We start from the raw sequence: 24,537 nt of genomic DNA, 5'->3' as shown, positions 1-24,537 counted from the left end.
CTCACACCCAGTGCTGAATGAATAGTAACCAAGCTGGAATCCAAGCGGTTAAAATCCCTTCAATGATAGCAAGCCATGGGGTGAATTTTCCTAAAGGAATTTTTAAGATGTTTTCAATGAAAGCTGTAAGCCACAAAACACCCCAAGCCAACCAAATAATCGCCCACCAATCGCCTTCGGTAATACCCATTACTTTGTGGTCATCTAAAGCATCGCTGTAGTGAGCCAAAATCGCTGCAGGGATAGTGTTAATCGCTACAAACAAGCTATACCAAGAGAAAGGTCTCCAATCAAGATTGAAAGTGTGATTGATGGCTGCATATAGGTAGGTAAAACCAAATAACAAACCGGTAGCTGGACCATAAAAACTAGTCAAATGATGCGATACTTGAGCAACATCCTCTGCACCTTCTACAGGAGTGCTAGGGTTGAGTGCAAAATAAGTAATTGCAATCGTGTTACATATAATGGAAAGTCCGCCCACAAAATAGTTCATCACCGCAGTGCTTTTTGGGTCAACCTTAGTCAAACCACAAATTCCGTTGCTAATCAAAACAATTGCAACATACAACAATACAAGTCCTAGCATTGCTCTGTCCTTCTAAACAAAAATTTTCACAACAAATGCACTCTATGAAATAACTTTTGTTGCTAAGTTAATCATAAAAAAAAATAGTAAATCTACCGAAAATAAAAAACAAAATAAGCTCTCTAAGGCTTTGATAAACAAAAATTTAGAGAGCTAAAACTAAGATTTAAGGGGGAGAAGCACTCCCTTAAAAACCCTAGAAAATACTAAAGAGTTGGGCCAAGCTTACTTTATCGGCCGCTTTAGAAGTTACTTCTTTGCCATCTACATGCACATGGTAGGTTTCAGGGTTGACTTCAATATGAGCGGTAGTGTCATTAAATTGCATGTCCTTTTTAGTGATATTTCTGCAATTTTTAACTGGTAATACTTGTCTTTCAAGTCCTAACTCTTCTTTAATGCCGTTTTCATAAGCTACTTGAGATACAAAAGTGATATTTGCATCATACTTAGCTTTACCATGATGAGCAAACATCTCTCTGTAATATACAGGTTGAGGGGTAGGAATAGAAGCGTTTGCATCACCCATTTGAGAAAGAGCGATGAAACCACCCTTAATAATCATGTTTGGCTTCACACCAAAGAATGCTGGACTCCACAATACTAAGTCAGCCACCTTGCCTACTTCTACAGAACCAACATACTCACTAATGCCATGAGCAATCGCTGGGTTAATAGTGTATTTAGACAAGTAGCGTTTGATTCTAAAGTTATCATTATCGCCCTTTTCTTCTTTCAAGCGACCAAACTCTTTTTTGTTTTTATCAGCGGTTTGCCAAGTTCTAGTGATAACTTCACCCACACGACCCATAGCTTGTGAGTCCGAACTTGTAATAGAGAAAATTCCCATGTCATGCAAAGCATCTTCAGCCGCAATGGTTTGGGGGCGGATTCTTGAATCAGCGAACTGAACATCTTCTTTAATGCTCTTATCTAAGTGGTGGCAAACCATCAACATATCCATATGCTCTGCTTCAGTATTCACTGTGAAAGGAATAGTAGGGTTAGTTGAAGCAGGTAGAATATTATGCTCACCAGCTACTTTAATGATATCAGGAGCGTGTCCTCCACCAGCACCTTCAGTGTGGAATGTATGCATTGTGCGTCCAGCAATGGCAGCCATAGTGTCTTCTACACAACCTGCTTCATTTAAAGTATCTGTATGGATGGCCACTTGAACATCATATTTATCAGCAATGTCTAAAGCATGGTTGATTGCAGATGGAGTTGTGCCCCAGTCTTCGTGGATTTTAAAGCCAATCGCACCCGCCTCAATTTGATCAGCTAAGCATGCGTCATTAGAGGCATTACCTTTACCTAAGAAACCTAAGTTCATAGAATATTCTTCTGCGGCTCTTAGCATCCACTTTAAATTTCTTCTGCCCGGAGTAATGGTTGTAGCGTTTGTTCCATCAGCAGGACCTGTGCCTCCACCAATCATAGTAGTTACACCGCTTGCAAAAGCTGTAGGAATTTGTTGCGGAGAAATGAAGTGGATATGTGTATCAATCCCACCTGCAGTAACAATCAAGCCTTCGCCAGCTAACGCTTCAGTAGCAGGACCTACGCAAAGATTGTTTTTAACGCCATCTTGCATATCCTTGTTTCCGCCCTTACCAATGCCAGCGATTTTGCCATCCTTAATGCCAATATCAGCCTTATAGATACCGGTATAATCTACGATTAGGCAGTTAGTGATGATTAAATCTAACTCTTCCTTGCTAGGATTATTAGACTGACTCATGCCTTCTCTTAAAGTTTTACCGCCACCAAATTTAAGCTCTTCACCATAAATAGTGTAGTCGTGTTCTACTTCAGCAATAAGTTCTGTATCGCCCAATCTCACTTTATCGCCAGTAGTGGGACCATACATAGATGCGTATTCTTTTCTACTAATCTTTTTCATCATTTACTCCTTAATTGTTTTTACATAGTTATCATCGCTTTTAGCACCATGAAAACCACGCTCTTTAGCTCTATGTAAAGCAATTTTCTTGCTTTCATTATCCGCTTGTCTATCAACTAATGCGTTAAATCCAAAGATTCTTCTGCTTCCGCCAATTTCAATCAACTCAACGGATTTTTCTTCACCAGGCTCAAACCTTACCGCTGTTCCGCTAGCAATATCTAAACGCTTGCCAAAAGCTTTCTCTCTGTCAAAATCTAAGCACTTATTCACTTCAAAGAAATGGAAGTGAGAACCGATTTGAACAGGTCTATCGCCGACATTCTTAACTTTTAAGCTAATGGCTTGTTTGCCTTCGTTGATAGTAATGTCTTCATCTTTTAAGAACAACTCACCGGGAGTTAATTTGCCGTTACATTCAATAGGAGTATGCACGGTTACGAGTTTGGTTCCATCAGGAAACATCGCTTCAATGCCTACTTCATGAATCATGCTAGCTACACCATCCATGACATCATCGGCTTTCAAAAGAGTGCGTCCTTCTTGCATCAAATCGGCCGCACTTTTCTTGCCCGCTCTTGCTTCTTCCATAATATGAGCACTAATTAAAGCTACAGCTTCTACATAGTTGAGCTTAATACCTCTTTCTTTGCGTTTTTTGGCTAATTCTCCAGCATAGTGGAGCATTAACTTATCCAACTCTTTTGGGGTGAGTTTCATCTCGTTCTCCTTCTTTTAGTGGTTTTCCTTGAAGACATATCGCAATCAAGGTTGGGATAATTGTAGCAATGTTTTTATTAACTAAGATTAACAGAATAGGCTATTAACTAAGTATTATGTATAACAAATTAGTATTATCAGTTTGAAGCATTGTTTGAGCGTGTTTAATGTTCTTTAAAACAAATTCATGTGGAAATTAAAAATTGATAAAATGAGAATTAAAAATAGGGGTAAATGGTGGCCACGACTGGACTTGAACCAGCGACCACTACCATGTCAAGGTAGTGCTCTACCAACTGAGCTACGCGACCTTTTTAGAAAAGTAAAGAGTTGATTATGCCTTAATTTTGTTTTGTTTTTGCTTAAAAAAGAATTGTCTCAGTAATAAAACACCCACGCCTACATCTATCATCACATCAGCAAAATTAAAAATGGCAAAATCAAATCCATAATGGTAGTATACATAATCCACAACGCCCCCATGCACAAATCTGTCTAGGATATTAGATGTTCCAGCTCCAAATACCATGCCAAACTCTATAGAATGGGTTTTGAAAAAATCCATTTGCCGCATTAAAAAAACAAAAAGCCCTATGATTAAAAGGATTTGTAGGTATTTCAACGCTTCATCTAAGAAACTTAGTAGCGAAAACGCTACGCCCTTATTAAACACTAAAACAATATCTATAACAGAACTTTCATAGCGAAACCCTTCTAAAATAGTGTGCTTAATCGCTTGGTCTAAACCTAAGATAAGAAGAAAAACCCCTATAAAAACCAACAGGCTTTTTTGAGTGGTTTTCAACACAAATGCCCTTCAAAAAATTCTTTTAACTCTTGCATTTTTGAGTTCAATAGCTTTTCATCCTTGCATTCCAAAAGAATTCGTAATTTATTTTCTGTCCCACTATAACGAATGAGATGGCGTATTTGTAATTTTTCTAGCCCTTTAATGAGTGGGACATAGCCTTTTAGACTCTCTAGGGGGAGCTTTCTTTGGATATTGAGATTCACAAGGCTTTGGGGATATAGTTCAAAGGGGTTTAATGCGACTGAACTCATTTGTTTGCTTTCTAAAACTAACGCACTCACTTGTAATGCACACACCAAGCCATCGCCGGTTTTTGCGTAATCGCTAAAAATAATATGCCCACTTTGTTCGCCCCCAAAATTGGCTTTATTTAATTGCATGCATTCACTCACAAATTTATCGCCAATCGCACAATGCTTAAGCTCTAAATTTTGGGTTTTTAAATACTCTTTAAGGGCTAAGTTGCTCATGCTAGTGGCGACAACGACTTTAGAAGAAAGAGCGTTTTTAGATTTTTGATAAACCCCTAACACCCCTAGAAGCTTATCTCCATGCACGATATTTCCTAGATTATCCACCACCACTAGCCTATCTGCATCGCCATCAAAAGCAAAACCCAAATCCGCACGATATTTTTTCACTTCTTGGCTGAGCTGGTTAGGATAAATCGCTCCGCATTGCTCGTTGATATTACACCCATTAGGCTCATCATTAATCACTAAGACATCAGCCCCAAGCTCGCTAAAAACTATCGGAGCTACCTTGTAAGCCGCTCCATTAGCTGTATCTAGCACTATTCTTAAGCCCTGCAAATTCAAATGTTTGGGGAAAGAATGCTTTAAATGCACGATGTAACGCCCTATGACATCATCTATCCTTTTAGCACTACCGATATTCTCGCCTATCTTGTAGCTAGAGTGTAGCAATTCTTCATTATGAAAGATTTCTTCAATGGCTTTTTCATCTTCTTCTTGAAGTTTGTAACCAAGGGAGTTGAAAAATTTAATGCCATTATCTTCAAAAGGGTTGTGGCTCGCACTTATCATAACACCCGCATCACAACGCATGTTTTCAGTCAAAAACGCAATCGCTGGAGTAGGCATAGGTCCTATTTGAATGATATTGTAGCCTATAGAAGTGAGTGCACTCACCAAAGCGTTTTCTATCATGTAGCCACTTTTTCTTGTGTCTTTACCGATTAGGATTTTATGAGTCTTAGCATGTTTTTTGAAATACAACCCCGCTGCAATACCCAAACGCATGACAAACATAGGGGTGAGTTTCACCCCCGCTTTACCCCTTACGCCATCAGTTCCAAAAATTTTCATCACTATAAAAATACCTTTTAAACTACTTTTAATTAATTTTTAGATAGAATTATGCCAAAATTTAAATTACAAAGGGATTAAACTAAGGCTATGGCAAATCATAAGTCCGCAGAAAAGAGAATCAGACAGACCATTAAAAGAACTGAGCGTAACAGGTTTTATAAAACTAAGATTAAGAATATTATTAAGGCAGTGCGTGAAGCAGTCGCAGCTAATGATGTAGCAAAAGCTCAAGAGCGTTTGAAAATCGCTAATAAAGAGTTGCATAAATTTGTCAGCAAGGGTATTTTAAAGAAAAATACCGCTTCTAGGAAAGTCTCAAGGCTTAATGCTTCGGTGAAAAAAATCGCTCTTGCTTCTTAAAGAGCAAGTCTTCTAAGAAGCGTTTTTTAACTTCTCTCTACCCGTAATGGTTGGTTGTTATGGGTGTCGTTTTTAGCTATTTTTCTTTGATACAGGTAGTTTAGCATGTCCATTTTAGTAGAAAAGCTTTCTTCTATTCTCAAACGATATAATGAAATCACGGCGTTATTAAGCGATAGTGAAATCATTAGCGATGTCAAAAGGCTCACTGAATTGAGCAAAGAGCAAAGCTCTATTGAAGAACTTTCAATGGCAAGCAAGGAGTATTTGAGTGTTTTAGAGAGTATCAAGGAAAATAAAGAGCTTTTAGAAGACAAAGAGTTAAGCGAACTAGCCAAAGAAGAATTAAAAGTTTTAGAAGTTAAAAAAGGCGAGCTTGAAACAAGTATCAAGCAACTTCTCATTCCTAAAGACCCTAACGACGATAAAAACATCTACTTAGAACTAAGGGCTGGTACAGGGGGCGATGAGGCAGGCATTTTTGTGGGGGATTTGTTTAAGGCATATTGCCGTTATGCGGATTTGAAAAAGTGGAGAGTAGAGATTGTAAGCTCTAGTGAAAACAGCGTAGGGGGTTACAAAGAAATCATTGCTCTTATTAAGGGTAAGGGCGTGTACTCAAGGCTCAAATTTGAAGCAGGTACACACAGAGTCCAAAGAGTTCCAGAGACAGAATCTCAAGGACGCATCCATACTTCTGCTATCACGGTGGCAATTATGCCTGAAGTAGATGATGTGGAAGTCTCTATCAATCCTAGCGATTTGAGAATTGAAGTCTTTCGTGCCGGAGGTCATGGGGGACAATGCGTAAATACCACAGACTCTGCTGTTCGTATCACGCATATTCCTACTAATATCAGCGTGAGCATGCAAGATGAAAAATCCCAGCATAAAAATAAGGACAAAGCCCTAAAAATCTTAAAAGCACGCCTTTATGAAAAGCAAATTGAAGAGCAACAGCTCGCTAACGCTAAAGACAGGAAAGAGCAAGTTGGTAGCGGGGATAGAAGCGAAAGAGTGCGCACTTACAATTACCCACAAAATCGCTTGAGCGAACACAGAATCAACTTGACCTTGTATAGCCTAGAAGAAATCATGCTTTCAGGAAATTTAGATGAAGTGATTAACCCTTTAATCGCTCACGCTCAAAGCCAGTTTGAATAAACTCCGTTTGGTTTTTGCTTAGCAATAATCTCACTACTTAGGGCTTTTTAAAATATTCTCTCTTGATTGCCACTTATTATTGTGGTTTAAATGGCGTGTTTGTATGTGATTAAAAGTAAGTTGTTTTAAGTCTTGTAATGATTTATAGTTCTATTTGTAAGAGTGTTGATTAAAACAAATATAGATAAACTTTAAATTTTAAAGGGTTAAAAAAGAAAAGTTTTGCAAAAATCCAAAAATGTTTGTTTAAATGATTTTCTAGTCAAATATTTTTAGCTATAAATTCTGTTAATCAATGTTTTACTAAATAGAACCCTATTTGTTTTAAAATGGTGTTGTGGGATTAAAAAATTTGTATTTGAATGTCTGTTTATATGGAGCTGTTTGATGAGTTATTGTGTTAAAAGACTACAAGAAATAGAAGTTTATAAAATTTTACAAGAGCGTGCGAATGAGCCTTTGAAAAACATTAAAGAGCTTTCGGTGTTTTTGGTTTCTTTATTGACTACTTTTATAATCGTGATTTATCAAGCTTGCTATGTAGTGAATTACATGACAGGCAAGCAAATATGGGATATTTGGTCACTCAGTTATTCGCACACTCTTGATAATGAGTATTTTATGTTCCACTGGTTTCAGGGTGGATTATTGTTTTTGATATTCTTTCTTGCTATTCACTATGGCTGTGGTGCTATATCTCTCATTAAGAATAATGAGATAAAAAATAATGATTGGTTAGAAATGGTCAGAATGCTTTCTTTACTGGGTTTCCCCTTTTTTATTTTATTTCTTTTATTTTCATTATTTCCATCAGTATTTATCCTAATAGATAGTTTTTATGAAAATGGTATTTTTCAAGCTTTCAAACTATTGAGCAAAGAAAACTCTGGGGTTTGGATAACCATAATATTTGCTTTATTTTTATTATTAATTTTGGTGTGCAACATTATTTATCTTATTGTTCGTTTTTTGAAATTTGATAACAGCATAGAAAAATCCATGCTTTATTCTCAAATTCTTGATAAACATTTTTATTTTGCATTGCTTACATGGATTGTGTTTGTTATTGTCAATAAAGATATTGCCTATAAAATATTATCTTTGAAGTTCTTTAGATTCACTAAAGTCTTAATTGTTGTGGCTGGTATATTATTTCTGACTGTTCTAATGATTATCTCAAAAGAGATTCTAGTCTCTATTAGTAGAAACATTGCTTTGCATAAAATAAGAAAAGCGATTAATGGTAAGTTTTTAAGAAAGAAAAATAAGATTAAGGATTTGAAAGAATTAATAGAATACGAAGAGTCTAGGATAAAATGGTTATTAATAATTTGTGAGCGTAAAAGAAAAGATGATATAAAAAAATCTAACGAGAAAATTAAAAATTATATTGCTTTTAAAATATTAATACTTTTATTTACTCCAGTATTTTATGGGATTTCTTTCTTTGAGAGAATTTATGACAGATATCTAAAATTTAAGAGAAAAATCCTTATAAAAATCTATAGGATTTTTATAATAAAGAAATTGAGAAAACTATTAAAGAAGCATTTATTAAATATAAAAAAACCAAAAATTAAGCCACTTAAAAAAGATAAAATTTCTGAAGAACTACTAAATTTAACTTTAAGAGATTATATAAAGATATTGCTTAAAGTTGAAATTTGGAAGAGATTGATTATCCCTTTGATACTCTTAATTTTTTCTCCCATATACCTATCTTTTTTATACAACGATATTTGTGGCAAGAAAGATATGCATGCCTGTAAGGCTCGCTTAGCATTTGGCTTTAATAAAAAACTTGCAGATGACAAACAAGCTACAAAGATAGATATTAAGTTATATGTTGGAAGTGCTAAAATTTATCGTTTGCAACTCAATCAAGGGAGTTGTGTGGCATACAAAAATGAAGAAAAGAAAAACAAAATTAATAATCAGCCCCTAAGCGAGTCTATAAAATTTTTATCAGAAATCAAAAACAAACCCATTCAAACTTTAAATCCTACGCATGAAACGATATCAATCTATACTCCATGCAAGGATACAGATATTCACAACATCACTTTATGGGTTGAATACAAGGGGCGATTAGAAAAAATAGAGCATGGTTTTTAAATAAAAAGCTTTTTAAAAACTAAGCAAGCTTTGAAAGAAGCAAGCTTTTTTAGTCATTTGATTTCTAAAACTAGTTTATAATGATTGCAAGAGATATTTTTGGGGGCTATAGATGAGAGTTGTAAAAATCCTTTTTATTGTGGTGCTTAGCTTAAAAGCCACAAGCTTGAATAAAGCGTTGTTTGATTTAAAAGATTCGCATTTAAAAGGGGAGCTAGTATCAAAGGTAGTGGATATTGGGGGTTGGAAAGGTAACACTAAAGAATGGGGGGCTACGGCTTTAAACTATATCAATGTGGCTAATGGCGATGCGAAAAAATTCAGCGAGTTAGTAGAAAAAATGCGTTTTGGCTCTAATTTGGGGGGTTTGAGAACGCATGCATATTTGAAACAAGCCTTAAAATTACAAAAAGACTTGAGATACAATCTTAAAATCATCGCCAGAAATTCTTTTTATAGCTATCGCACCGGCATTTACATTCCTTTGGGCGTTTCTTTAAAAGACCAAGAAGTGGCTCAAAAAATGCTTGCTGATTTGAGTGTGGTAGGGGTGTATCTCAAGCAACAAGAAAACGAGCAAAATCAAAACACTAGATTTTATAGAAGCAATATGAATCACCATAATTTTATAAATTACTACAGCCCTTATTATGGTATGTATGGCTTTTATTATGGTATGTATGGGTTCTATCCCAACTTGGTTTTAATGGCACAAATCCAAGATTACTTAATGCTAGAGAATTATCTTTACGCCTTGAATAAAGAAGAGAGTTTAGAGCATGAAAATCATCTCAATGATACCTACGATAATGATAATGACGACACCAAAGATTTAGAACACACAAACTTAATGGGCTATTATCGTGGCACAATGAAAGAACATGACAACAAGGATACCACTCAAAATACCAGCACTTCACAAGATACCCTGCAAGATAAGAGGCAAGATAAAATGCAAGACCTAAAACAAACCACAGAAACTGCCCATGACACAGAGCGTAGCGATACAGACACTCATTCTATTGACTCGACTGATACAACCACTACAGAAACTCATTCTGATGATACAAACAATACGACTACCGATAAAGAAATGACTGACACCATTACAACGCCCACACAAGATAATTCTGATGCCACTACCGACCAAACGACCGATACTGATGATACCCCCAATGACCCTACCGATGAAAACCCCGGGGGCGATGATAGTGTGGATATGGGCGATATGAATGATATGGAAGCGTATTAAAACTTCTTCCCACCCACATCTTCTAAGATGTCTTGTGAAATACCATCAATTCTATCACTGACCTGTAAAGAAGTGTTAGCGATATGCAAATTATCTTGAACATCTTGTTGCAGTGTGTCAATAGAGTTGTGAATATTTTCCACTCCCTTATTTTGCATTTTGATAGATTCGGCGTTATCAGCAATGCTCTGAACGAGAATATTGATGTTGGTTTCTACTTCACTTAGAGATTTTTGAGTTCTTTCAGCAAGTTTTCTCACTTCATCAGCCACTACTGCAAAGCCCCTACCATGCTCGCCCGCTCGTGCAGCTTCAATGGCCGCATTTAGGGCTAATAGATTTGTTTGGTCGGCGATGTCTCTAATAATATCTACTACGCTTTTAATGTCTTGACTTTGTGCAATCATTTCTTGACTCTTAGAATCAATAGCGGTAATGATGCTTGTAATTTCTTCTAAAGAATGGGTGGTATTTTGCAAACTCTCATCTTGCTTGTGGGCGGTTTTGGTAAGATTGTCTACGCAAGTTTTTAAATTTTTTGATTCATTATCAAGCGTGTTAGCAAACCCTAAAGAAGCTTTAAGCATACTAGAAATTTCTTGCCCTAGGGCATTCATTGCTTTTTCCATATTGGCTTTAGGGTTTTGGATATTATGGGTAAAATCCAAGTTTTTATAATGCTCTAAGGTGCTACTTAAGACATGTATGTTAGAGCCGATTTGGTTGCGAAAATATTGAATAATGCCATTAATAGTGTTTCTTAGGGCTTGCAAATCTTCGCTTTTAGGCACACATGTAATTTCTTTGGTAAAATCCCCATTCTCTACATGGGTTGCTACTTCAATGCTGTTTTGAATCGCTTCGGTATCCGCCTGTATATTCTCTTGGGTTTTAAGAATGTTTTCATTGATAGAAGCTTGCATTTGCCCAATTTCATCATAGGCACTAGGGGGCGTTAGGCGTATGGTATGGCTTGTTTTAGGGTTATTTAGCAAGTTGAAGAAATTATTTAAGGTATTATTGACTACATTAATACGCTTGGTTACTAGCTTTGCAACGATAATAAAGACTAAAATAGTTAGCCCCAGCACGCTTAAAATCAAAGTGATAATGATTATAAACCTAGTGTTTGTAGCTTCTTTAAACACTTCTGATTTATTAATGTATTTTCCAATAGCCCAATGCAAGTTGTTGCTGCTATCCTTTTTAGAAACTCCTTCAAAAAAGTCAAAAGGCTGTATGGCTAAAAAAGTTTCTGTATCCTCACTCAATGAGTGATAGCTTAAAGTACCAGCTTTGTTTTTATTATAATACTCAATAGCCTTAAGCACTCGTTTATCCGGATTGATAGCGGTTAAAATCTTATCTTGAATCTCACGATTAGAGTTGATTAAAAGTCTGCCATCTTTCCCCATTAAAAAAGTGTTGCTTTTTTTCTTGCCTACTACATCTATATAAAACGAATCAATGTTTAAAAAGATATTCAGCACGCCTACAGCATTTTGATTTTTATCTGTTAAAGGAAAGGCAATATCCATTCCATAGATTCTATGGCCATGAATATCTTTATAATAAGGCTCTGAATGGACCAGATGTTTGAGTGAACTAGCCTGACTTACAACCCTCTGATTAAGGGGTGTATTATGTTGCATGATTTTTTGCCCCATTTTCATTACTGTGAGCGTGCGTTTATTATTGTTAATATAAGTGATACTGATTGCAGAAGTGTGGGGATTTGAGACTAAATAATCAGAGAGTATACGCCATTTTAGTGTGTCATCAATGGAGCCGTTTTCATCGCTTAAAATCCCTTCAAGAGTGTTCGCTCCAATAAAAATGCGCTTAATAATACCTTGAACATTAAGGCTGACTAATTGAGCTTTTTTTTGCAATAATTCTGTGGCTTGGCGCTGTAAGACAACTTCAACCTTATTGTTGATAATAAAGCCCATAATGGCGGTCATAGTGATAACAACCGCACACACTCTCATAACAATTTTAGAACCAATTTTTGTGGATTTCATCGCCTTCACCTTAAACTACTGATTACAAAAAACCTACTATTATATATTAATTTTTACTCAATAGCTCAAAAATAGCTAAAGATGTTTCGCAAAATCAAGGCAATATTGAAAAGAATTAGGTTAATAATATAGAGAGTAAGAGAGCCTAAAGCCCTCCCTTTGGAAGAGATTATCTCTTAGAGAATTGTGGGCTTCTTCTAGCCTTTCTTTTACCATATTTCTTACGCTCAACCACTCTTGAATCTCTAGTGAGTAAGCCCTTAGGTTTTAAAATCGCTCTGAAAGCAATATCATAAGCGTTCAAGGCTTTAGAAATACCATGTCTTAAGGCTTCAGCTTGAGCGGAGTAACCCCCACCAAAAACCACTGCTTTAATATCCACGGATTGTTCTTGTTTGGTTAAAAGTAAGGGTTGCATAACCTTCATTTTGATGGCTTCATGCCCACCTAACCATTGATTCAAGCTTTGGTCATTGATAGACATTTCCCCTTTTCCAACGCTTAGCCAAACTTTAGCGATAGCGGTTTTTCTTTTACCGGTAGCATAGATTTTTTTCATTTAGCATCCTTTTTGCTGATTTGTGCGGTGTGGGGGTGCTTATCATTACGATAAACTTTGAGTTTTTTAATCATTGCTTTTCCTAATTTAGTCTTAGGAAGCATACCCCTAACGGCTAAGTGGTAGAGCTTTTCAGGGGTTTTTTCTAGCATTTCTTGAAGAGTTTTACTTTTAGTGCTACCAAAATAGCCTGAATGGGTAAAATACTCTTTATCTTCTAACTTCATGCCAGAAAACTTAACTTTGTCAGCATTGATAACCACTACAAAATCCCCACAATCTACATTAGGGGTGTAAAAAGGGCGGTGTTTTCCCCTTAAAAGCACGGCGATTTCGGTGATTAAGCGGCCAAAAACTTTGTCTTTAGCGTCTAAAACAACCCAATCACGGACGATGTCATTGACTTTAGCGGTCTTTGTCATAGGACTTCCTTTAATAAATTTAAAGCGTTCATTATAAAGAAATAAGCTTAAATGTTGCTGAATTTAAGAAAATTTTAATGTTTGATTTTAATGCCATTTGGGCTTGAGTGTTTCACTCTGGCTTTTGATGATGGAGTTTGGCTTCTAATTGCTTGATTTGTTGGCTCATTTTAGCGCTTGCATTGATTTGATTGATGAGCATATAAAGGTTTATCATCATTAAGAGCAGCACAAAAAGTCCTAAGAAAAAGACGATTTTAATGGCTCGTTTAGCGATGAGAAGGGCTTCGTTTTCTTGCATTGTTTTTTATAAGCTCTCTAATTCTTCTGGGGACAAATCTTTATAAAACCGCTCTAATTCAAAGCTCTCGCCTAAATATTCAGCGATTTCTTGGGAATCAACAAGGGCGTTTTGCATGCAACTTGTCGCACCAGGAGATGGGGTCATGTTAAAGGTGATGCCTTTATGCGTGCAAATCTTTTTTTCGCCCAATTCTAGTTTTTGCTTGGTTCTGTCTAATACTTGCGGACGCACTTCGCCAAAACCATGGGCGTATTCTAAATCTTCTAGACTGAGCGAAGGGATAATTTTTTGAGCGTCTTTTAAAAATTGTCGTTTGCCGATAGCGGGTAATTCAAAAACCATGTTTTTAAACACATAATTACGGATTTCTCTATCGCTCATCAAATCAAACATGATTTTAAACACATCTTTATTCAAATCCATTTTCAATAATTCTAGGCTAATGCCCTTGAGCCAATACTTATTGCGTTCTAATTTGGGCATCGCTAATGCGGTGGGTCCAATTCGTGTCTTACCCTTAATCACAGCATCAGGGTCGCCATGCACGGCTGCAAAGGGGAGTTTGGGGTTTTGAACGGTATAGACCTTACCCCTTAACAAATCTGGCACAAAATAAAAGCTACCCGCCACAGGTAAGCACCCTAAATCTAGGCCATAGCCCATGCTTTGAGCTAAGGGTAGGGCATAAGAGCCAGCATTCACTAAAACAAATTTAGCATACACTTCTTCAGCGTCTTCTGAAATCAATGCATAGCCATCATTACGCCTTTCAATCTTTTTAACTTTGAAGTTTAAAAACACTTGGTTATCAGGCTTTAATTTTAAAGCTTCTTCCACGAAGTTCTCGCTCAACTTCGCATAATTCATGGTACTCCAATCTTTTCTGTAGCCATGACCGATAATGTTTTCATGCCTATCTACACCATTAGCCCCTAAAATCACATTCGGCTCTAAGTCTTTAATCTTTTGTTTGTCAAATTCTTCTAAGTCAGTAAAAATTTCTTTAAAAGCTTCGTAGCGTTTTTTCATAAACTCGCATTCTTCATCGCCCACGCCTATAGCCATTTTTTGAGTTTCAAAAATCGCTTTATTTTGCAAGCCTTTATTGAGAGCGTATTGTCTGGTTTTGTAAGCGCTCAAACGCACTTTTTTAGCTTTTTCTGGAGTGTAATTAGTCTCAATAGAGCCATCGTGAATGGTTTGTGAATTAGCCTTAGCACTAGAGCTGATTTGAGCTAATTTAGGGCATTTTTCAACAATGGCGACACGCTTTAAAGAGCTGTATTCACTCAAGGTATAAAAGGTCGCACACCCTGAAACCCCACCACCAATAATAACGGCATCAAATTCCATACTCATTGTATTTCTCCAAATCAAATATTTTAAATTCACAAATTATAATCATAGTATAAGAAAGTCAATTAGCGCTTAAAGGATTTAAAGTTTCCTTAGCAAACGCCCTTAAATCACTCATTCCAAGCACCCTATCAATCAATAATTTCTTTTTAGAAAACGCTCCATTATATTCTTTAGCTAACCATAATGAAGTAATCACTACGCCCCCTATGTTATGACTCAAGGTTTTGAAATGCTTTTGAGTTTGAACCGACCAAATGCTATGAGCGACTATAGCTTGGTTATTATAGATGCCCAGATACAACATGATATGCCCCCTTAAGTATAAGAGTGTGGCAAAAGGTGTGGCATAAGTAGTGATGTAACGCTCTTTTTCTGTGGCATTCATGGAGCTTAAGTCAACATAATTGTTTGCATAGTGGCTTTGTGCGTAAGAATTGCGGGGTAGTAAAATGCCAAAATTAGCGAAGCTGTCCTTGGTGAAGGCTGAGCAATCTCTATTGCCTAATAGCCCACCCCAGCCGTATTTTTGCCCCAGCATGGTGTCTATAAAATGAGCCATGTTTTCATCATTAAAAGTTTTGGGGAAAACAAAAAAATCCTTTTCTTTTAAAACCACGCTTTGTAAAGTCGCATAGCCTTTAGAATCTCTCAAAAAACCATAGGCTTTTAAAGGTTCTTTTTTGGAGTGTATTTTAGAAGGGTTTTTAGGAATGAGCGTAAAGAGTTCGCCCACTCTAGCTTGGGTATAAAAATTTCCATAATCCGTATAAAGGGGGATTTTGTCGCTTATGGGCATGACATAATCTTTGAGTTGCGTTAAAAGCTCTATGTCCTTATGGTGCATGTAAGCTAAATCGCTAGTTTTAATCCAGCCATACACGAAACTACTTTGAATGTGGGCATAAGTTTTAGTAGTATTAAAATGCGTGATTAAAACCGGTGTGCCTTGAAAAATCAACGAATTTTGATACCTGTCAAAGGGATAGCCTTTTTTGGAGCGATAATAGGGCTTGTTTGTAGGCATAGCTCTCACATCGCTATCTCGCACTACAACGGCTTTAATCTTAGCGCTTGGATAATGCTCAATATCCATGCTTTTAATAAGCTCATCATTCAGGGCTTTTGAATTGAGCTTCAAATCTTCGCCATAGCCTGCGAAATTACGCATGCTTTCAAGCATCCAAAACACTTCTTTTTTATCGCTCTTAATCTCCATATCTAGCCATGGGGAATACCACGCTTTGAGATAGCTCTTTTTTAAAACTTCTTTTAAGGTTTGGGTGTCAATGCCATCGCCTTTAGGGGGTGTGAGATAGCTTGAAGCTTCTTGAGACAAGGATAAATCCTTGAGCTTCAAATCCTTATTCGCACAACCTGCAAATAGAAGCAAGAGTATCACAATAAAGTAACGCATGTCTTAAAAAACCTTTTAAATCAGATACGCAAATAATTTCTTAGAATACGCCCATATTGTGGGCTTCTAAGTTTTTTAATGGCAGAGCTTTCAATTTGACGCACTCTCTCTCGTGTAACATTCAATTCTTTGCCAATTTCTTCTAAAGTCCTATCGCTTTCATCGTCTAAAAGACCAAAACGCATGCGAATCACTGCCTTTTCTCGTTCGTTCAATTGGTCTAAAACGCCATCAATTTGAGCCTTCAAATCTTCTCGCATGATATGGTCTATGGAGCTTACCACATTTTTATCTTCTACAAAATCCCCAAATTTACCATCTTCATCATTGCCTACTGGAGCTTCTAAGCTAATAGGCTCTTTAGTAACTTTAATCACATTTTTAACTTTATCTAATGAAAGCCCTACTTCTTCAGCCACCACTTCCAAATCTGGTTCTTTACCATTCTCTTGTATGTGCTTACGCATGACTTTATTGATGCGATTAATGGTATCAATCATATGAATGGGAATACGAATGGTGCGGGCTTGGTCAGCTATGGCACGACTGATAGCTTGTTTAATCCACCAAGTCGCATAGGTAGAAAACTTAAAGCCTTTTTCATACTCAAATTTATCCACCGCTTTCATCAAGCCGATATTACCTTCTTGAATCAAGTCTAAGAAAGGTAAGCCCCTGCTTGTAAAGCGTTTGGCAATGCTTACCACTAGCCTTAAATTAGATTTAGCCATTTTATTCTTAGCTCTATCAGAAATTAATTTTCCCCTTTTGATTTGCTCTAAAATCTCTTTGAGCTTGTTAGGGTCTAAATCAAAGCCTTCTTCACTCGCTTCTTTGGTTAAAAAGAGTTTTTTAAGCTCCATATACACGCTAACCATAGTGGCTTCTGGCACTTGAGCGATAATATCATCTTTAGTCATATGAGTGATATTAGCAAGGATTTTTTGGTGGTTTTCAACTAATGCATCATTAAATAAGGGCAGCTTGTATTCTAAGCGTTTCAATTCTTTTTCAAATCCATCGCCACTTTTTAGAGTGGTTTCCATGGTTTTCACTAGCTCATTGATAAGTTTGCTTGTGGGACCTAAATCATAGAGTCTGTCCTTAAGCATTTGGCGTTTATAAGCTAGAGTCAATAACCGCACTAGCTCATCTTCTTGCTCATCTACAGGGGCTTCAAGGGTTTTAAGCCATTCTTTTTTGGCTTTGTCTAGGGCTTTAAAGCTCTCTTGAACTTTTTCTACACGCTTCTTATCTTTTTCAGAAACGACTTTTTTGCCTTCTTCGTTTTCTTCGTTTTCATCATTATCATCATCTTTTTTAGAATCGCTTGCACTAGACTCATCGTCATCATCAAAGCTTCTAAAGAGTTCTTTCACTCTTCGTTCACGATTGATTAGGGCGTCTTTATAAGCGTAGATAAAATCAATTAAATACGGCACCGAGCAAATCGCATCTAAGATAATATCTTCGCCCAGACGGATTTGCTTGCTCAACTCCACTTCTTCATCTTTGCTTAAAAGCACGATTTGTCCCATTTCACGCAAATACATACGCACCGGGCTATCGCTTCTACTCCACTCTAAAAACTCTTTTTCTTTCAAAAAGTCATAGCCGTCTTCTAATTCTTCTTCTAGGACTTTCTGTTTTTCTTCAGTGTTTTTGATTCTGTCTATCGCATTGAGTTTTTTAGCGTATTCTGAAGAGCTGACTAATTCTTTTTGGTATTTTTGGCACAATTCCTTGATTTTTTTGATTTGGGCTAGAGTGGGAACTTTCGCACTGATTTGGATAATGGATTCATAAGAGATGCAATCATTCAAGGAATTTGCAAATAATTCTTCTAATTCTTCATTGAAACTAGGCTTTTTGATAGGTTTGGTTTCTTTAGCCTTACTCTCTTTAAGTTTGGATTCTTGCTTGGCTTTTTTAGGTTTTTTTTCTTCGTCGGTTTTCTTTTTCATTGAACACTCCATAAAATAAGAACCCACACTTTTAAAAAGTGTCAGTCTAGATGAGATAGCCTAAATACTAAGGGCGTGATTTTACTAAAAAGTAGCTTAAATTTTGGTTATATTTAGTCCATTTTATCTACCATGCTTTTTAAAAACTTAGCCGAAGTTTTAGCACTTTCTTCTAAAAAGTCATCAAAACTCACATCGGCTTCTTCATCAGCATTATCGCTAATGCTTCTTAAAACACAGCATGGCACATCAAATTTGTGGCACACAAACGCTACGCTTGCTCCTTCCATTTCCACCGCACTAGCCTTAAACTCGTTGATTAAAAATTCTTTTCTTGCTTTGCTATGGACAAACTGGTCGCCCGAAGCGATGATGCCTTCTTTTAAATCAAGTCCCTGTTCGTTAGCTACTTTATGAGCTAAAGCGTTTAAGTCCTTACAGGTTTTAACAAAAATTTCACTTTCAGGAATAAACCCCAAGGGGTGTTCAAACGCACTCAAATCCACATCATGCTGAACTAATTTTTGAGCCACCAGCAAATCATTAATTTTTAAGTCTTTAACTAGGCTTCCAGCCACCCCACTAAAAAGCACCTTTTCTACGCCAAAAGCTAAAATCATGCTCGTCGTGGTTAAGGTAGAATGCACTTTGCCAATTTTGCTATAAGCTACAATGATTTCTTTATTGTTGTAAATGCCCTTGTGAAAAACATTCCCCCCTAAAGAAATTTCTTCAAAATTCACGCCAAACAATTCTAGTATAGGGGCTATCTCTTCTCTCATCGCTCCTAAAATGCCAATTTTTTGCATGATTTTTTCCTTATACATATTCTTCTAAAAATTCAATGGCTTCTTCAAGCCCCTTATTATCCCCTACGCTTATGGTTGGCTTATTGCTCAATCGTTTATTAAGCCCTTTTAAGACACTCCCACAGCCTAATTCAAAAAACGCATCCACTCTGTCATTATTAGACTTTACGCAATCTTGATAGCACACCGGCTGAGTGAGTTGCAAGCTCAATAATTCAATGGCTTTTTCTTTATTGTTATAAGCTTCTTTGGTCGCATTAGAAATAATCTCAAAATTAAATTTGTCTTTTAAATGTTTTTCTAGTAATTCCTGGAATTTAAAAACCATAGGCTCTAAAAAGGGGCAATGGCTCGCCACGCTCATTTCTAAGAAAACCACTCTCTTAGCCCCCATTTCTTTTAAGGTCGGTTCTAGAGCTTTCAAATCGTTTTTAAGCCCTGCTAAAACCACTTGCATTCCGCCATTAAAATTCGCACACCACACATTTTTAGTTTTTTGACACAAGCTTAGAAGCTTTTCTTCAGAAACGCCTAAAACCACCATCATAGACACATCTTTGCCCACGCACACTTCTTGCATCATTTTGCCCCTTTGGTGTGTGAGTTTAATAGCTTTGTCAAAATCTAATGCCCCACTCAAAGACACCGCACTCACTTCACCCAGTGAATGCCCTAGAGCAAAGGCGGGTTTTAGTCCCCCATCTACATGCTTATTAAGTAGCTCATAAGCGATATGGCTAACCAAATAAATTGCAGGTTGGGTGTAAGCACTCTCTTTCAAAAGCTCGTTTTCTTCAAAAAGCAATTTTTTCATATCCACTTTAAGCACGCCAGAAGCTTTTTCAAACAATTCTTTTGCTAGAGTGTGGCTTTCATAAAATGATTTTCCCATTCCTATACATTGCGAGCCTTGTCCCGGAAATAATAGTGCGTATTGCATGGTGTTATCCTTAATATAAATTATTTGTTTGAGAGAAATTGTAGTATGAAAAGGCTTTAGTTTTGTTTAGAAACGATTAAAGTTTAAGATTTCTTTCAAGTTAATTTACTATAATTCTACCTTAAGTTAAGGACAGGTGGGTGAGTTGGCTGAAACCACATCCCTGCTAAGGATGCGTAGCCGTAAGGTTACCGAGGGTTCGAATCCCTCCCTGTCCGCCAGCCTTTTTGCCTTTAAACTTTTTGTTTAGATTGTCTCAATGAGACATAGAGTTTCTAAGCATTCCTTTTACAACACTCCTTTTACAGATTTTACAAATACAAATACTTAGGTTGGGTGGAGAGAGACACCCAACCTAGACCCAATACAAGCATCAGAAAAGCCCCTATGGTTTTAAAGAAACAAAAGAAAAGAAGGTTTAAGATAACCCTAGTAAGCGTTCTTGGTATTCTAAAAGGATTTTATCTTCGCTATTGAGCGAATAGGTTTCATCGTATTTGCGTTTGATAACGCCTTTTAAGATAGTGTGCTGGACTTGGTATTTATTTTCTTTAAGCATTTCATCTACAAGGGTGTAGAGCTGAATATCTTGAATGAGTAGTTCCGAAATTTTAACGCTCTCTTTGTCAAATAATTCTTCATTCGCACAATATTCACTCACTAAAACTAACACTCTATTATAAATATCTGATGCAATTTTGGCGTTTAGGGTTCTATGAATATAATCTTTAACTTTTTTGAGTTGTTCTTCTAAATCTTCGTTAGCCTTGCTCGCTAGGGTTAGAATGCTTAAGATTTGCACTAAAGCCATGTTTTTATGGCTCAAAGAGCGGGTGCGCCATTTAATGAGAAGCCGCATAAACCATGAGAGTTTGACAGAAAGGCTACAAGGAAGGGTGTTTTTTTTGTTTTTGGCATGCCTATCTCTTTAGAAAGGTAATTTTGTGGCTATTATATAATTTTAAAACTAAATTATAGAGGACAATGCATGAAAACATTCAAAAAAGGCGTTGTGTTAGACGCTAAAACCATTGGATTAAAGGCTTTAGAGACTTTAAAAGAAGTGGCAAATTTTTGCTTCTATGAAACGACTTTACCTGCTGAAGTGATTGAACGCTCTATAGATGCTGAAATTATTGTCTTAAACAAAATTGTGATGACAAAAGAAATTTTAATGAAGTTGCCTAGGCTCAAGCTTATTTGTATTACCGCAACAGGCATGGATAATGTAGATGTTAAGAGCGCGAAAGAATTGGGCATAGAAGTTAAAAATGTGAGTGCTTATTCTACAGAATCAGTGGCACAGCACACTTTAGCATGCGCGTTATCTTTATTAGGAAGGCTTAATTATTATGATAGCTATTGTAAAAGTGGGGCGTATAGTCAAAGCGATATTTTTACCCATGTGGGTGGGAAAATGGGGCTTGTTGAAGGCTGTCAATGGGGCATTATTGGTCTGGGAAATATCGGTAAAAGAGTAGCTAGTCTCGCTCAAGCTTTTAAGGCAAAAGTGGTGTATAGCTCCACGAGAGATAAAAAAGAAGGCTATGAGCGTTTGAGTTTAGAGAATTTGTTAAAGACAAGCGATATTATTAGCATTCATGCCCCTTTAAATGAAAGCACGCATAATTTAATCGCTTTAAAAGAGCTAAAGAGCCTAAAGCAAGGGGCGATTTTAATTAACATGGGGCGTGGGGGCATTGTGAATGAAAAGGATTTAGCTCAGGTTTTAGAGACAAGAGATTTGTATTATGCAAGCGATGTGTTTGTTAAAGAGCCTTTAGAAAAAGGGCATGCTTTTTTAAATCCAAAGATTCAAAACAAATTGCTTTTAACACCCCACATAGCGTGGGCATATAGCAATAGCTTAAAAGTGCTGGTAGAAAAGACAAAAGAAAATATCCAAGTTTTTTTGGAACAAAATGCCTGAATATAAAGCATTCCAAATTTTTAGGAGATGAGAGACCAAGTGAGCTTAAGCGCTAAGCAAACACTATTTAAAACAAATACTTTTAAAAAGAGAAGTTTTAAGCAATTAATTCTTAAATCTCTCTTTTTAAAGAAGTATTAGGCCTTAGAAATATCAATTTTAAAAGTGTGGATTTCATCTTCTAAAAAGACTTTGATAATAACAACGCCCGGAGTTTTAAGGTTCTTGGTATCCACCACCACAAACCCCCCCTTAGCTTTGTTTTCCACATTAAGGGTGTTATTTTTAAGATAATTAATGGCTAAAATTTTCAAGGCTTGGCGGCTTTCTTGCATAATCTCTTGCTCTTCTACATCATCCATCATCATCATGCCTAAGCCTGTTCCATACATTCCCATGCCCATTCCCCCATACATCATGCCATTATAGGCTAAGAATCCCCCTTGTCCGTAGTAATACATGGGCGGAGCGATGACATTCACATTATCCACCGGTGTTGTCGGTACGGTAATATTAAAGCTTTGCAAAATGCTTTCAAAATCAAAGCTAGATTTCATCACTTGCTTCAAACCTAAAACTTCTAGTTTAGTTTTGTTGATAGAAACCGAAATCGCCTTACGACTAAAAACAACCGGATTACCTTCTAAAACTTGTGCGGCAACATACAGCACTAAGGGCGATTCACTCAGACCTTTTAATTTGCTTTGAGCGATTTCTAGCTGGACTTTGGACTTGGTTTGTGTTGAGGTCATCACTTGAATGCCATTATTATAAGAGCTGACATTTTCAGGCGTGATTTTATAGCTCGCACAACCGCTTATCAATAAGGCTATCGCTACTAAAATGATTTTTTTCATCAAAATTCCTTTAATTTAAAGTTTAATTTTTGTTTAGAATTTGTTTATTATAGTGTAGTTTGACTTAAAATTTAGCCCTTAATCAAGTTGGGGCTAAAAAAGATTTAGTGAATGTTTTCTAGCCACAAGAGTATAGAAGGTTTAATGTCGTTAAGTTTTAAAATTTCTTCATGCCTAATTTCTTTTTCAAATAAATCATCAAGGCGTTTGCTATTTGGACTATCATAGCAATTTTTTAGCGTCTCTAAAGCAACTTTATCATTTTTCTTTTGCTCGCTTAGGGCTAAAAGAGTGGTGCTAGGAAATTTCTCATAAGAAGCGGTAGAAGAAATAAGGGTTTTTTCGTTTGTATTTAAGCTCGCATGTAAAGCGGTGGCGGTATGTGGGTCAATAAGGTATTGGTGCTCTGCATAAACTTCTTGAATCGTTTTTAAACAATCGCTATCCAAACAAGTTGCACAAGAAAAATGCTCTTGCAAAAGGGCTAATTCTTTAGGTTTTAATGCATAAGATTTTTCTTCTTCTAAAGCTTGCATGCACTCATTAGTGCGTTCATATCCAAAAAGAGCAAAAAGCAATCGCTCTACATTAGAGCTTTTTAAAATATCCATAGCTGGAGAGTAAGTTTTAGCTAAAGAGCGTGTTTGCAAATCATAACGCCCTGTTTCTATAAACTCTCTTAAAACATCATTAGCGTTCGTTACGACTTTGATTTTAGAAATAGGTAAGCCCATTTTTTTAGCATAAAATGCCCCTAAAGCATTTCCAAAGTTTCCGCTAGGTATGGCTAAAGTAATGCTTTCTTTAGAGCTTAACGCCCCCTTTTTATACAATTCTAAATAGCCCCAAATGTGATAGACAATTTGAAAAGCGATACGCCCAAAATTCACTGAATTAGCTACACTTAATTTTAATTTTTTGGCGTTCAAAATAGCGTTAAAATCTTGGTCTTTCAAAAGGTTTTTCAGCACGCTTTGTGCATCATCAAAATCACCATCTATACCAAACACTTTTAAATTAGGTGCATTTTGAGTTACCATTTGGAGTTTTTGAACTAGGCTTGTGCCATCTTTTGGGTATAAACACACCACAAAAACATTAGGCAAATTTGCTAAACTCTCTAAAGCCGCTGGACCTGTATCCCCACTAGTTGAAACCAGCACTAAAAAATTCTGATTTTCTTCTTGTGCTAGTTGAGAGAGCAGACTTCCAAAAGGTTGTAATGCCATATCTTTAAAGGCAAGGCTATTGCCATGGTATAGCTCTTGGACAAACAGTCTTTCATCTAGGGCAAATATGGGAGCTGGGTTTTTAGGGTCAGTAAAATTTTCATAGCGTTTCAGGGCGTTGTGTAAAAATTCTTTAGGAAGTTCCAAATTCAATTGTTTAAAGACATGCTCTACAAGCTCATTGTAGCTTGCATTCAAACAAGTTTGCCAATCTAATTTTTGAAATTTTTCTAAGGTGTATAGCCCACCTTTAGGGGCGTTAGGATTCAAAAGAGCATCTATAAAGCTTACTTCTTGAACTTTATTAGAGCGAGTAGGAACAAAGGGCATTAATTTTTTCCTTATATCTAACATTGAGTTATTAAAATAGTAGCATATCCTAAAAGGGCGAATTTAAACTTAAATTAAAATTATCTTTTAATAAAAATTATTAATCTAGCTGTTTAACTTTTGATTTATTTTGCAAGATTATAATTTA

The 24,537-nt window shown here is 36.5% G+C and carries 21 protein-coding genes, 2 tRNA genes and 1 pseudogene; 6 read left to right on the top strand and 18 right to left on the bottom strand.

Features of this window, described 5'->3' with window-relative positions; translation table 11 throughout:
* Position 1: 1 nt before the first annotated feature.
* From HCD_RS03665 to glmM, 6 genes are all read right to left on the bottom strand, one after another.
* Positions 2-589, bottom strand: a complete 588-nt coding sequence (locus HCD_RS03665) for an AmiS/UreI family transporter (protein ID WP_014659243.1) — start codon at positions 587-589, stop codon at positions 2-4.
* A gap of 196 nt (positions 590-785) precedes the next feature.
* The gene (gene ureB / locus HCD_RS03660; protein WP_014659242.1) at positions 786-2,495 is read right to left on the bottom strand and encodes an urease subunit beta; all 1,710 of its coding nucleotides are present in this window, start codon (positions 2,493-2,495) and stop codon (positions 786-788) included.
* Between the two features lie 3 nt (positions 2,496-2,498).
* Complete coding sequence (gene ureA / locus HCD_RS03655) at positions 2,499-3,215, bottom strand: urease subunit alpha (protein ID WP_014659241.1); 717 nt, start codon at positions 3,213-3,215, stop codon at positions 2,499-2,501.
* A 235-nt stretch (positions 3,216-3,450) separates the two neighbouring features.
* A tRNA-Val gene (locus HCD_RS03650) sits at positions 3,451-3,526 on the bottom strand.
* A gap of 23 nt (positions 3,527-3,549) precedes the next feature.
* Positions 3,550-4,023: a signal peptidase II gene (lspA, locus tag HCD_RS03645; protein ID WP_014659240.1), complete on the bottom strand. Its 474-nt coding sequence runs from the start codon at positions 4,021-4,023 to the stop codon at positions 3,550-3,552.
* Positions 4,017-5,354, bottom strand: a complete 1,338-nt coding sequence (glmM, locus tag HCD_RS03640; protein WP_014659239.1) for a phosphoglucosamine mutase — start codon at positions 5,352-5,354, stop codon at positions 4,017-4,019. The genes lspA and glmM overlap by 7 nt, the downstream gene beginning before the upstream one ends.
* Before the next feature lie 90 nt (positions 5,355-5,444).
* Between glmM and rpsT the strand changes: the two genes are divergently transcribed.
* The 4 genes and pseudogenes from rpsT to HCD_RS03620 form a co-directional block, all read left to right on the top strand.
* A complete protein-coding gene (rpsT, locus tag HCD_RS03635) occupies positions 5,445-5,717 on the top strand; it encodes a 30S ribosomal protein S20 (RefSeq protein WP_014659238.1) in 273 nt (90 codons plus the stop codon).
* Positions 5,718-5,822: 105 nt separating this feature from the next.
* A complete protein-coding gene (gene prfA / locus HCD_RS03630) occupies positions 5,823-6,881 on the top strand; it encodes a peptide chain release factor 1 (RefSeq protein WP_014659237.1) in 1,059 nt (352 codons plus the stop codon).
* 387 nt (positions 6,882-7,268) lie between these two features.
* Positions 7,269-8,996 (top strand): hypothetical protein, encoded by a 1,728-nt coding sequence (locus HCD_RS03625; protein WP_014659236.1) that lies wholly within the window; start codon positions 7,269-7,271, stop codon positions 8,994-8,996.
* A gap of 112 nt (positions 8,997-9,108) precedes the next feature.
* Positions 9,109-9,855, top strand: a pseudogene (locus tag HCD_RS03620) (dentin sialophosphopreproprotein); the annotation flags it as partial.
* A 389-nt stretch (positions 9,856-10,244) separates the two neighbouring features.
* Here HCD_RS03620 and HCD_RS03615 read toward each other — a convergent pair.
* From HCD_RS03615 to fabD, 9 genes are all read right to left on the bottom strand, one after another.
* Positions 10,245-12,272 (bottom strand): methyl-accepting chemotaxis protein, encoded by a 2,028-nt coding sequence (locus HCD_RS03615; RefSeq protein WP_014659234.1) that lies wholly within the window; start codon positions 12,270-12,272, stop codon positions 10,245-10,247.
* 169 nt (positions 12,273-12,441) lie between these two features.
* Positions 12,442-12,831 carry a 30S ribosomal protein S9 gene (gene rpsI, locus HCD_RS03610; RefSeq protein ID WP_014659233.1) on the bottom strand — a complete coding sequence of 130 codons (390 nt, stop codon included), beginning with the start codon at positions 12,829-12,831 and terminating at the stop codon, positions 12,442-12,444.
* Positions 12,828-13,253: a 50S ribosomal protein L13 gene (gene rplM / locus HCD_RS03605; protein WP_014659232.1), complete on the bottom strand. Its 426-nt coding sequence runs from the start codon at positions 13,251-13,253 to the stop codon at positions 12,828-12,830. Before rplM ends, rpsI begins: the two co-directional genes overlap by 4 nt.
* 112 nt (positions 13,254-13,365) lie before the next feature.
* Positions 13,366-13,554, bottom strand: coding sequence for a DUF5408 family protein (locus HCD_RS03600; protein ID WP_014659231.1), 189 nt, complete (start codon positions 13,552-13,554; stop codon positions 13,366-13,368).
* 6 nt (positions 13,555-13,560) lie between these two features.
* The gene (locus HCD_RS03595) at positions 13,561-14,916 is read right to left on the bottom strand and encodes an FAD-dependent oxidoreductase (protein ID WP_014659230.1); all 1,356 of its coding nucleotides are present in this window, start codon (positions 14,914-14,916) and stop codon (positions 13,561-13,563) included.
* 58 nt (positions 14,917-14,974) lie between these two features.
* Positions 14,975-16,330 carry an SH3 domain-containing C40 family peptidase gene (locus HCD_RS03590; RefSeq protein WP_014659229.1) on the bottom strand — a complete coding sequence of 452 codons (1,356 nt, stop codon included), beginning with the start codon at positions 16,328-16,330 and terminating at the stop codon, positions 14,975-14,977.
* A gap of 20 nt (positions 16,331-16,350) precedes the next feature.
* The gene (gene rpoD, locus HCD_RS03585; RefSeq protein WP_081482778.1) at positions 16,351-18,321 is read right to left on the bottom strand and encodes an RNA polymerase sigma factor RpoD; all 1,971 of its coding nucleotides are present in this window, start codon (positions 18,319-18,321) and stop codon (positions 16,351-16,353) included.
* 86 nt (positions 18,322-18,407) lie between these two features.
* Positions 18,408-19,106, bottom strand: coding sequence for a 5'-methylthioadenosine/adenosylhomocysteine nucleosidase (locus HCD_RS03580; protein WP_144005881.1), 699 nt, complete (start codon positions 19,104-19,106; stop codon positions 18,408-18,410).
* Positions 19,107-19,113: 7 nt separating this feature from the next.
* A complete protein-coding gene (gene fabD / locus HCD_RS03575; RefSeq protein ID WP_014659226.1) occupies positions 19,114-20,043 on the bottom strand; it encodes an ACP S-malonyltransferase in 930 nt (309 codons plus the stop codon).
* Positions 20,044-20,173: 130 nt separating this feature from the next.
* On the opposite strand from fabD, the gene HCD_RS03570 reads away from it, so the two are divergent.
* Positions 20,174-20,264, top strand: a tRNA-Ser gene (locus HCD_RS03570).
* A 197-nt stretch (positions 20,265-20,461) separates the two neighbouring features.
* Here the strand turns inward: HCD_RS03570 and HCD_RS03565 are convergent.
* Positions 20,462-20,902: a hypothetical protein gene (locus HCD_RS03565; protein WP_014659225.1), complete on the bottom strand. Its 441-nt coding sequence runs from the start codon at positions 20,900-20,902 to the stop codon at positions 20,462-20,464.
* A gap of 129 nt (positions 20,903-21,031) precedes the next feature.
* Here HCD_RS03565 and HCD_RS03560 point away from each other — a divergent pair, with 129 nt between their 5' ends.
* Positions 21,032-21,973 (top strand): D-2-hydroxyacid dehydrogenase, encoded by a 942-nt coding sequence (locus HCD_RS03560; protein ID WP_014659224.1) that lies wholly within the window; start codon positions 21,032-21,034, stop codon positions 21,971-21,973.
* Between the two features lie 137 nt (positions 21,974-22,110).
* Here HCD_RS03560 and HCD_RS03555 read toward each other — a convergent pair whose 3' ends face one another.
* Complete coding sequence (locus tag HCD_RS03555) at positions 22,111-22,830, bottom strand: hypothetical protein (protein WP_014659223.1); 720 nt, start codon at positions 22,828-22,830, stop codon at positions 22,111-22,113.
* A gap of 104 nt (positions 22,831-22,934) precedes the next feature.
* Entirely contained in the window at positions 22,935-24,389 is a 1,455-nt protein-coding gene (gene thrC / locus HCD_RS03550) for a threonine synthase (RefSeq protein ID WP_014659222.1), read from the bottom strand.
* Positions 24,390-24,537: the final 148 nt, after the last annotated feature.

The organism is Helicobacter cetorum MIT 99-5656 (assembly GCF_000259275.1).
GTDB lineage: Bacteria > Campylobacterota > Campylobacteria > Campylobacterales > Helicobacteraceae > Helicobacter > Helicobacter cetorum.
Note: the sequence above shows the minus strand (reverse complement) of the source record. Positions and strands in the feature narration are given on the sequence as shown.

What these genes read in the sequence shown, in the direction of transcription:
- HCD_RS03665 (WP_014659243.1), bottom strand. Translation starts at nt 589, where the DNA reads ATGCTAGGACTTGTATTGTTGTATGTTGCAATTGTTTTGATTAGCAAC.
- ureB (WP_014659242.1), bottom strand. Translation starts at nt 2,495, where the DNA reads ATGAAAAAGATTAGTAGAAAAGAATACGCATCTATGTATGGTCCCACT.
- ureA (WP_014659241.1), bottom strand. Translation starts at nt 3,215, where the DNA reads ATGAAACTCACCCCAAAAGAGTTGGATAAGTTAATGCTCCACTATGCT.
- glmM (WP_014659239.1), bottom strand. Translation starts at nt 5,354, where the DNA reads ATGAAAATTTTTGGAACTGATGGCGTAAGGGGTAAAGCGGGGGTGAAA.
- rpsT (WP_014659238.1), top strand. Translation starts at nt 5,445, where the DNA reads ATGGCAAATCATAAGTCCGCAGAAAAGAGAATCAGACAGACCATTAAA.
- prfA (WP_014659237.1), top strand. Translation starts at nt 5,823, where the DNA reads ATGTCCATTTTAGTAGAAAAGCTTTCTTCTATTCTCAAACGATATAAT.
- HCD_RS03625 (WP_014659236.1), top strand. Translation starts at nt 7,269, where the DNA reads ATGAGTTATTGTGTTAAAAGACTACAAGAAATAGAAGTTTATAAAATT.
- HCD_RS03615 (WP_014659234.1), bottom strand. Translation starts at nt 12,272, where the DNA reads ATGAAATCCACAAAAATTGGTTCTAAAATTGTTATGAGAGTGTGTGCG.
- rpsI (WP_014659233.1), bottom strand. Translation starts at nt 12,831, where the DNA reads ATGAAAAAAATCTATGCTACCGGTAAAAGAAAAACCGCTATCGCTAAA.
- rplM (WP_014659232.1), bottom strand. Translation starts at nt 13,253, where the DNA reads ATGACAAAGACCGCTAAAGTCAATGACATCGTCCGTGATTGGGTTGTT.
- HCD_RS03600 (WP_014659231.1), bottom strand. Translation starts at nt 13,554, where the DNA reads ATGCAAGAAAACGAAGCCCTTCTCATCGCTAAACGAGCCATTAAAATC.
- HCD_RS03595 (WP_014659230.1), bottom strand. Translation starts at nt 14,916, where the DNA reads ATGAGTATGGAATTTGATGCCGTTATTATTGGTGGTGGGGTTTCAGGG.
- HCD_RS03590 (WP_014659229.1), bottom strand. Translation starts at nt 16,330, where the DNA reads ATGCGTTACTTTATTGTGATACTCTTGCTTCTATTTGCAGGTTGTGCG.
- fabD (WP_014659226.1), bottom strand. Translation starts at nt 20,043, where the DNA reads ATGCAATACGCACTATTATTTCCGGGACAAGGCTCGCAATGTATAGGA.
- HCD_RS03565 (WP_014659225.1), bottom strand. Translation starts at nt 20,902, where the DNA reads ATGCGGCTTCTCATTAAATGGCGCACCCGCTCTTTGAGCCATAAAAAC.
- HCD_RS03560 (WP_014659224.1), top strand. Translation starts at nt 21,032, where the DNA reads ATGAAAACATTCAAAAAAGGCGTTGTGTTAGACGCTAAAACCATTGGA.
- HCD_RS03555 (WP_014659223.1), bottom strand. Translation starts at nt 22,830, where the DNA reads ATGAAAAAAATCATTTTAGTAGCGATAGCCTTATTGATAAGCGGTTGT.
- thrC (WP_014659222.1), bottom strand. Translation starts at nt 24,389, where the DNA reads ATGCCCTTTGTTCCTACTCGCTCTAATAAAGTTCAAGAAGTAAGCTTT.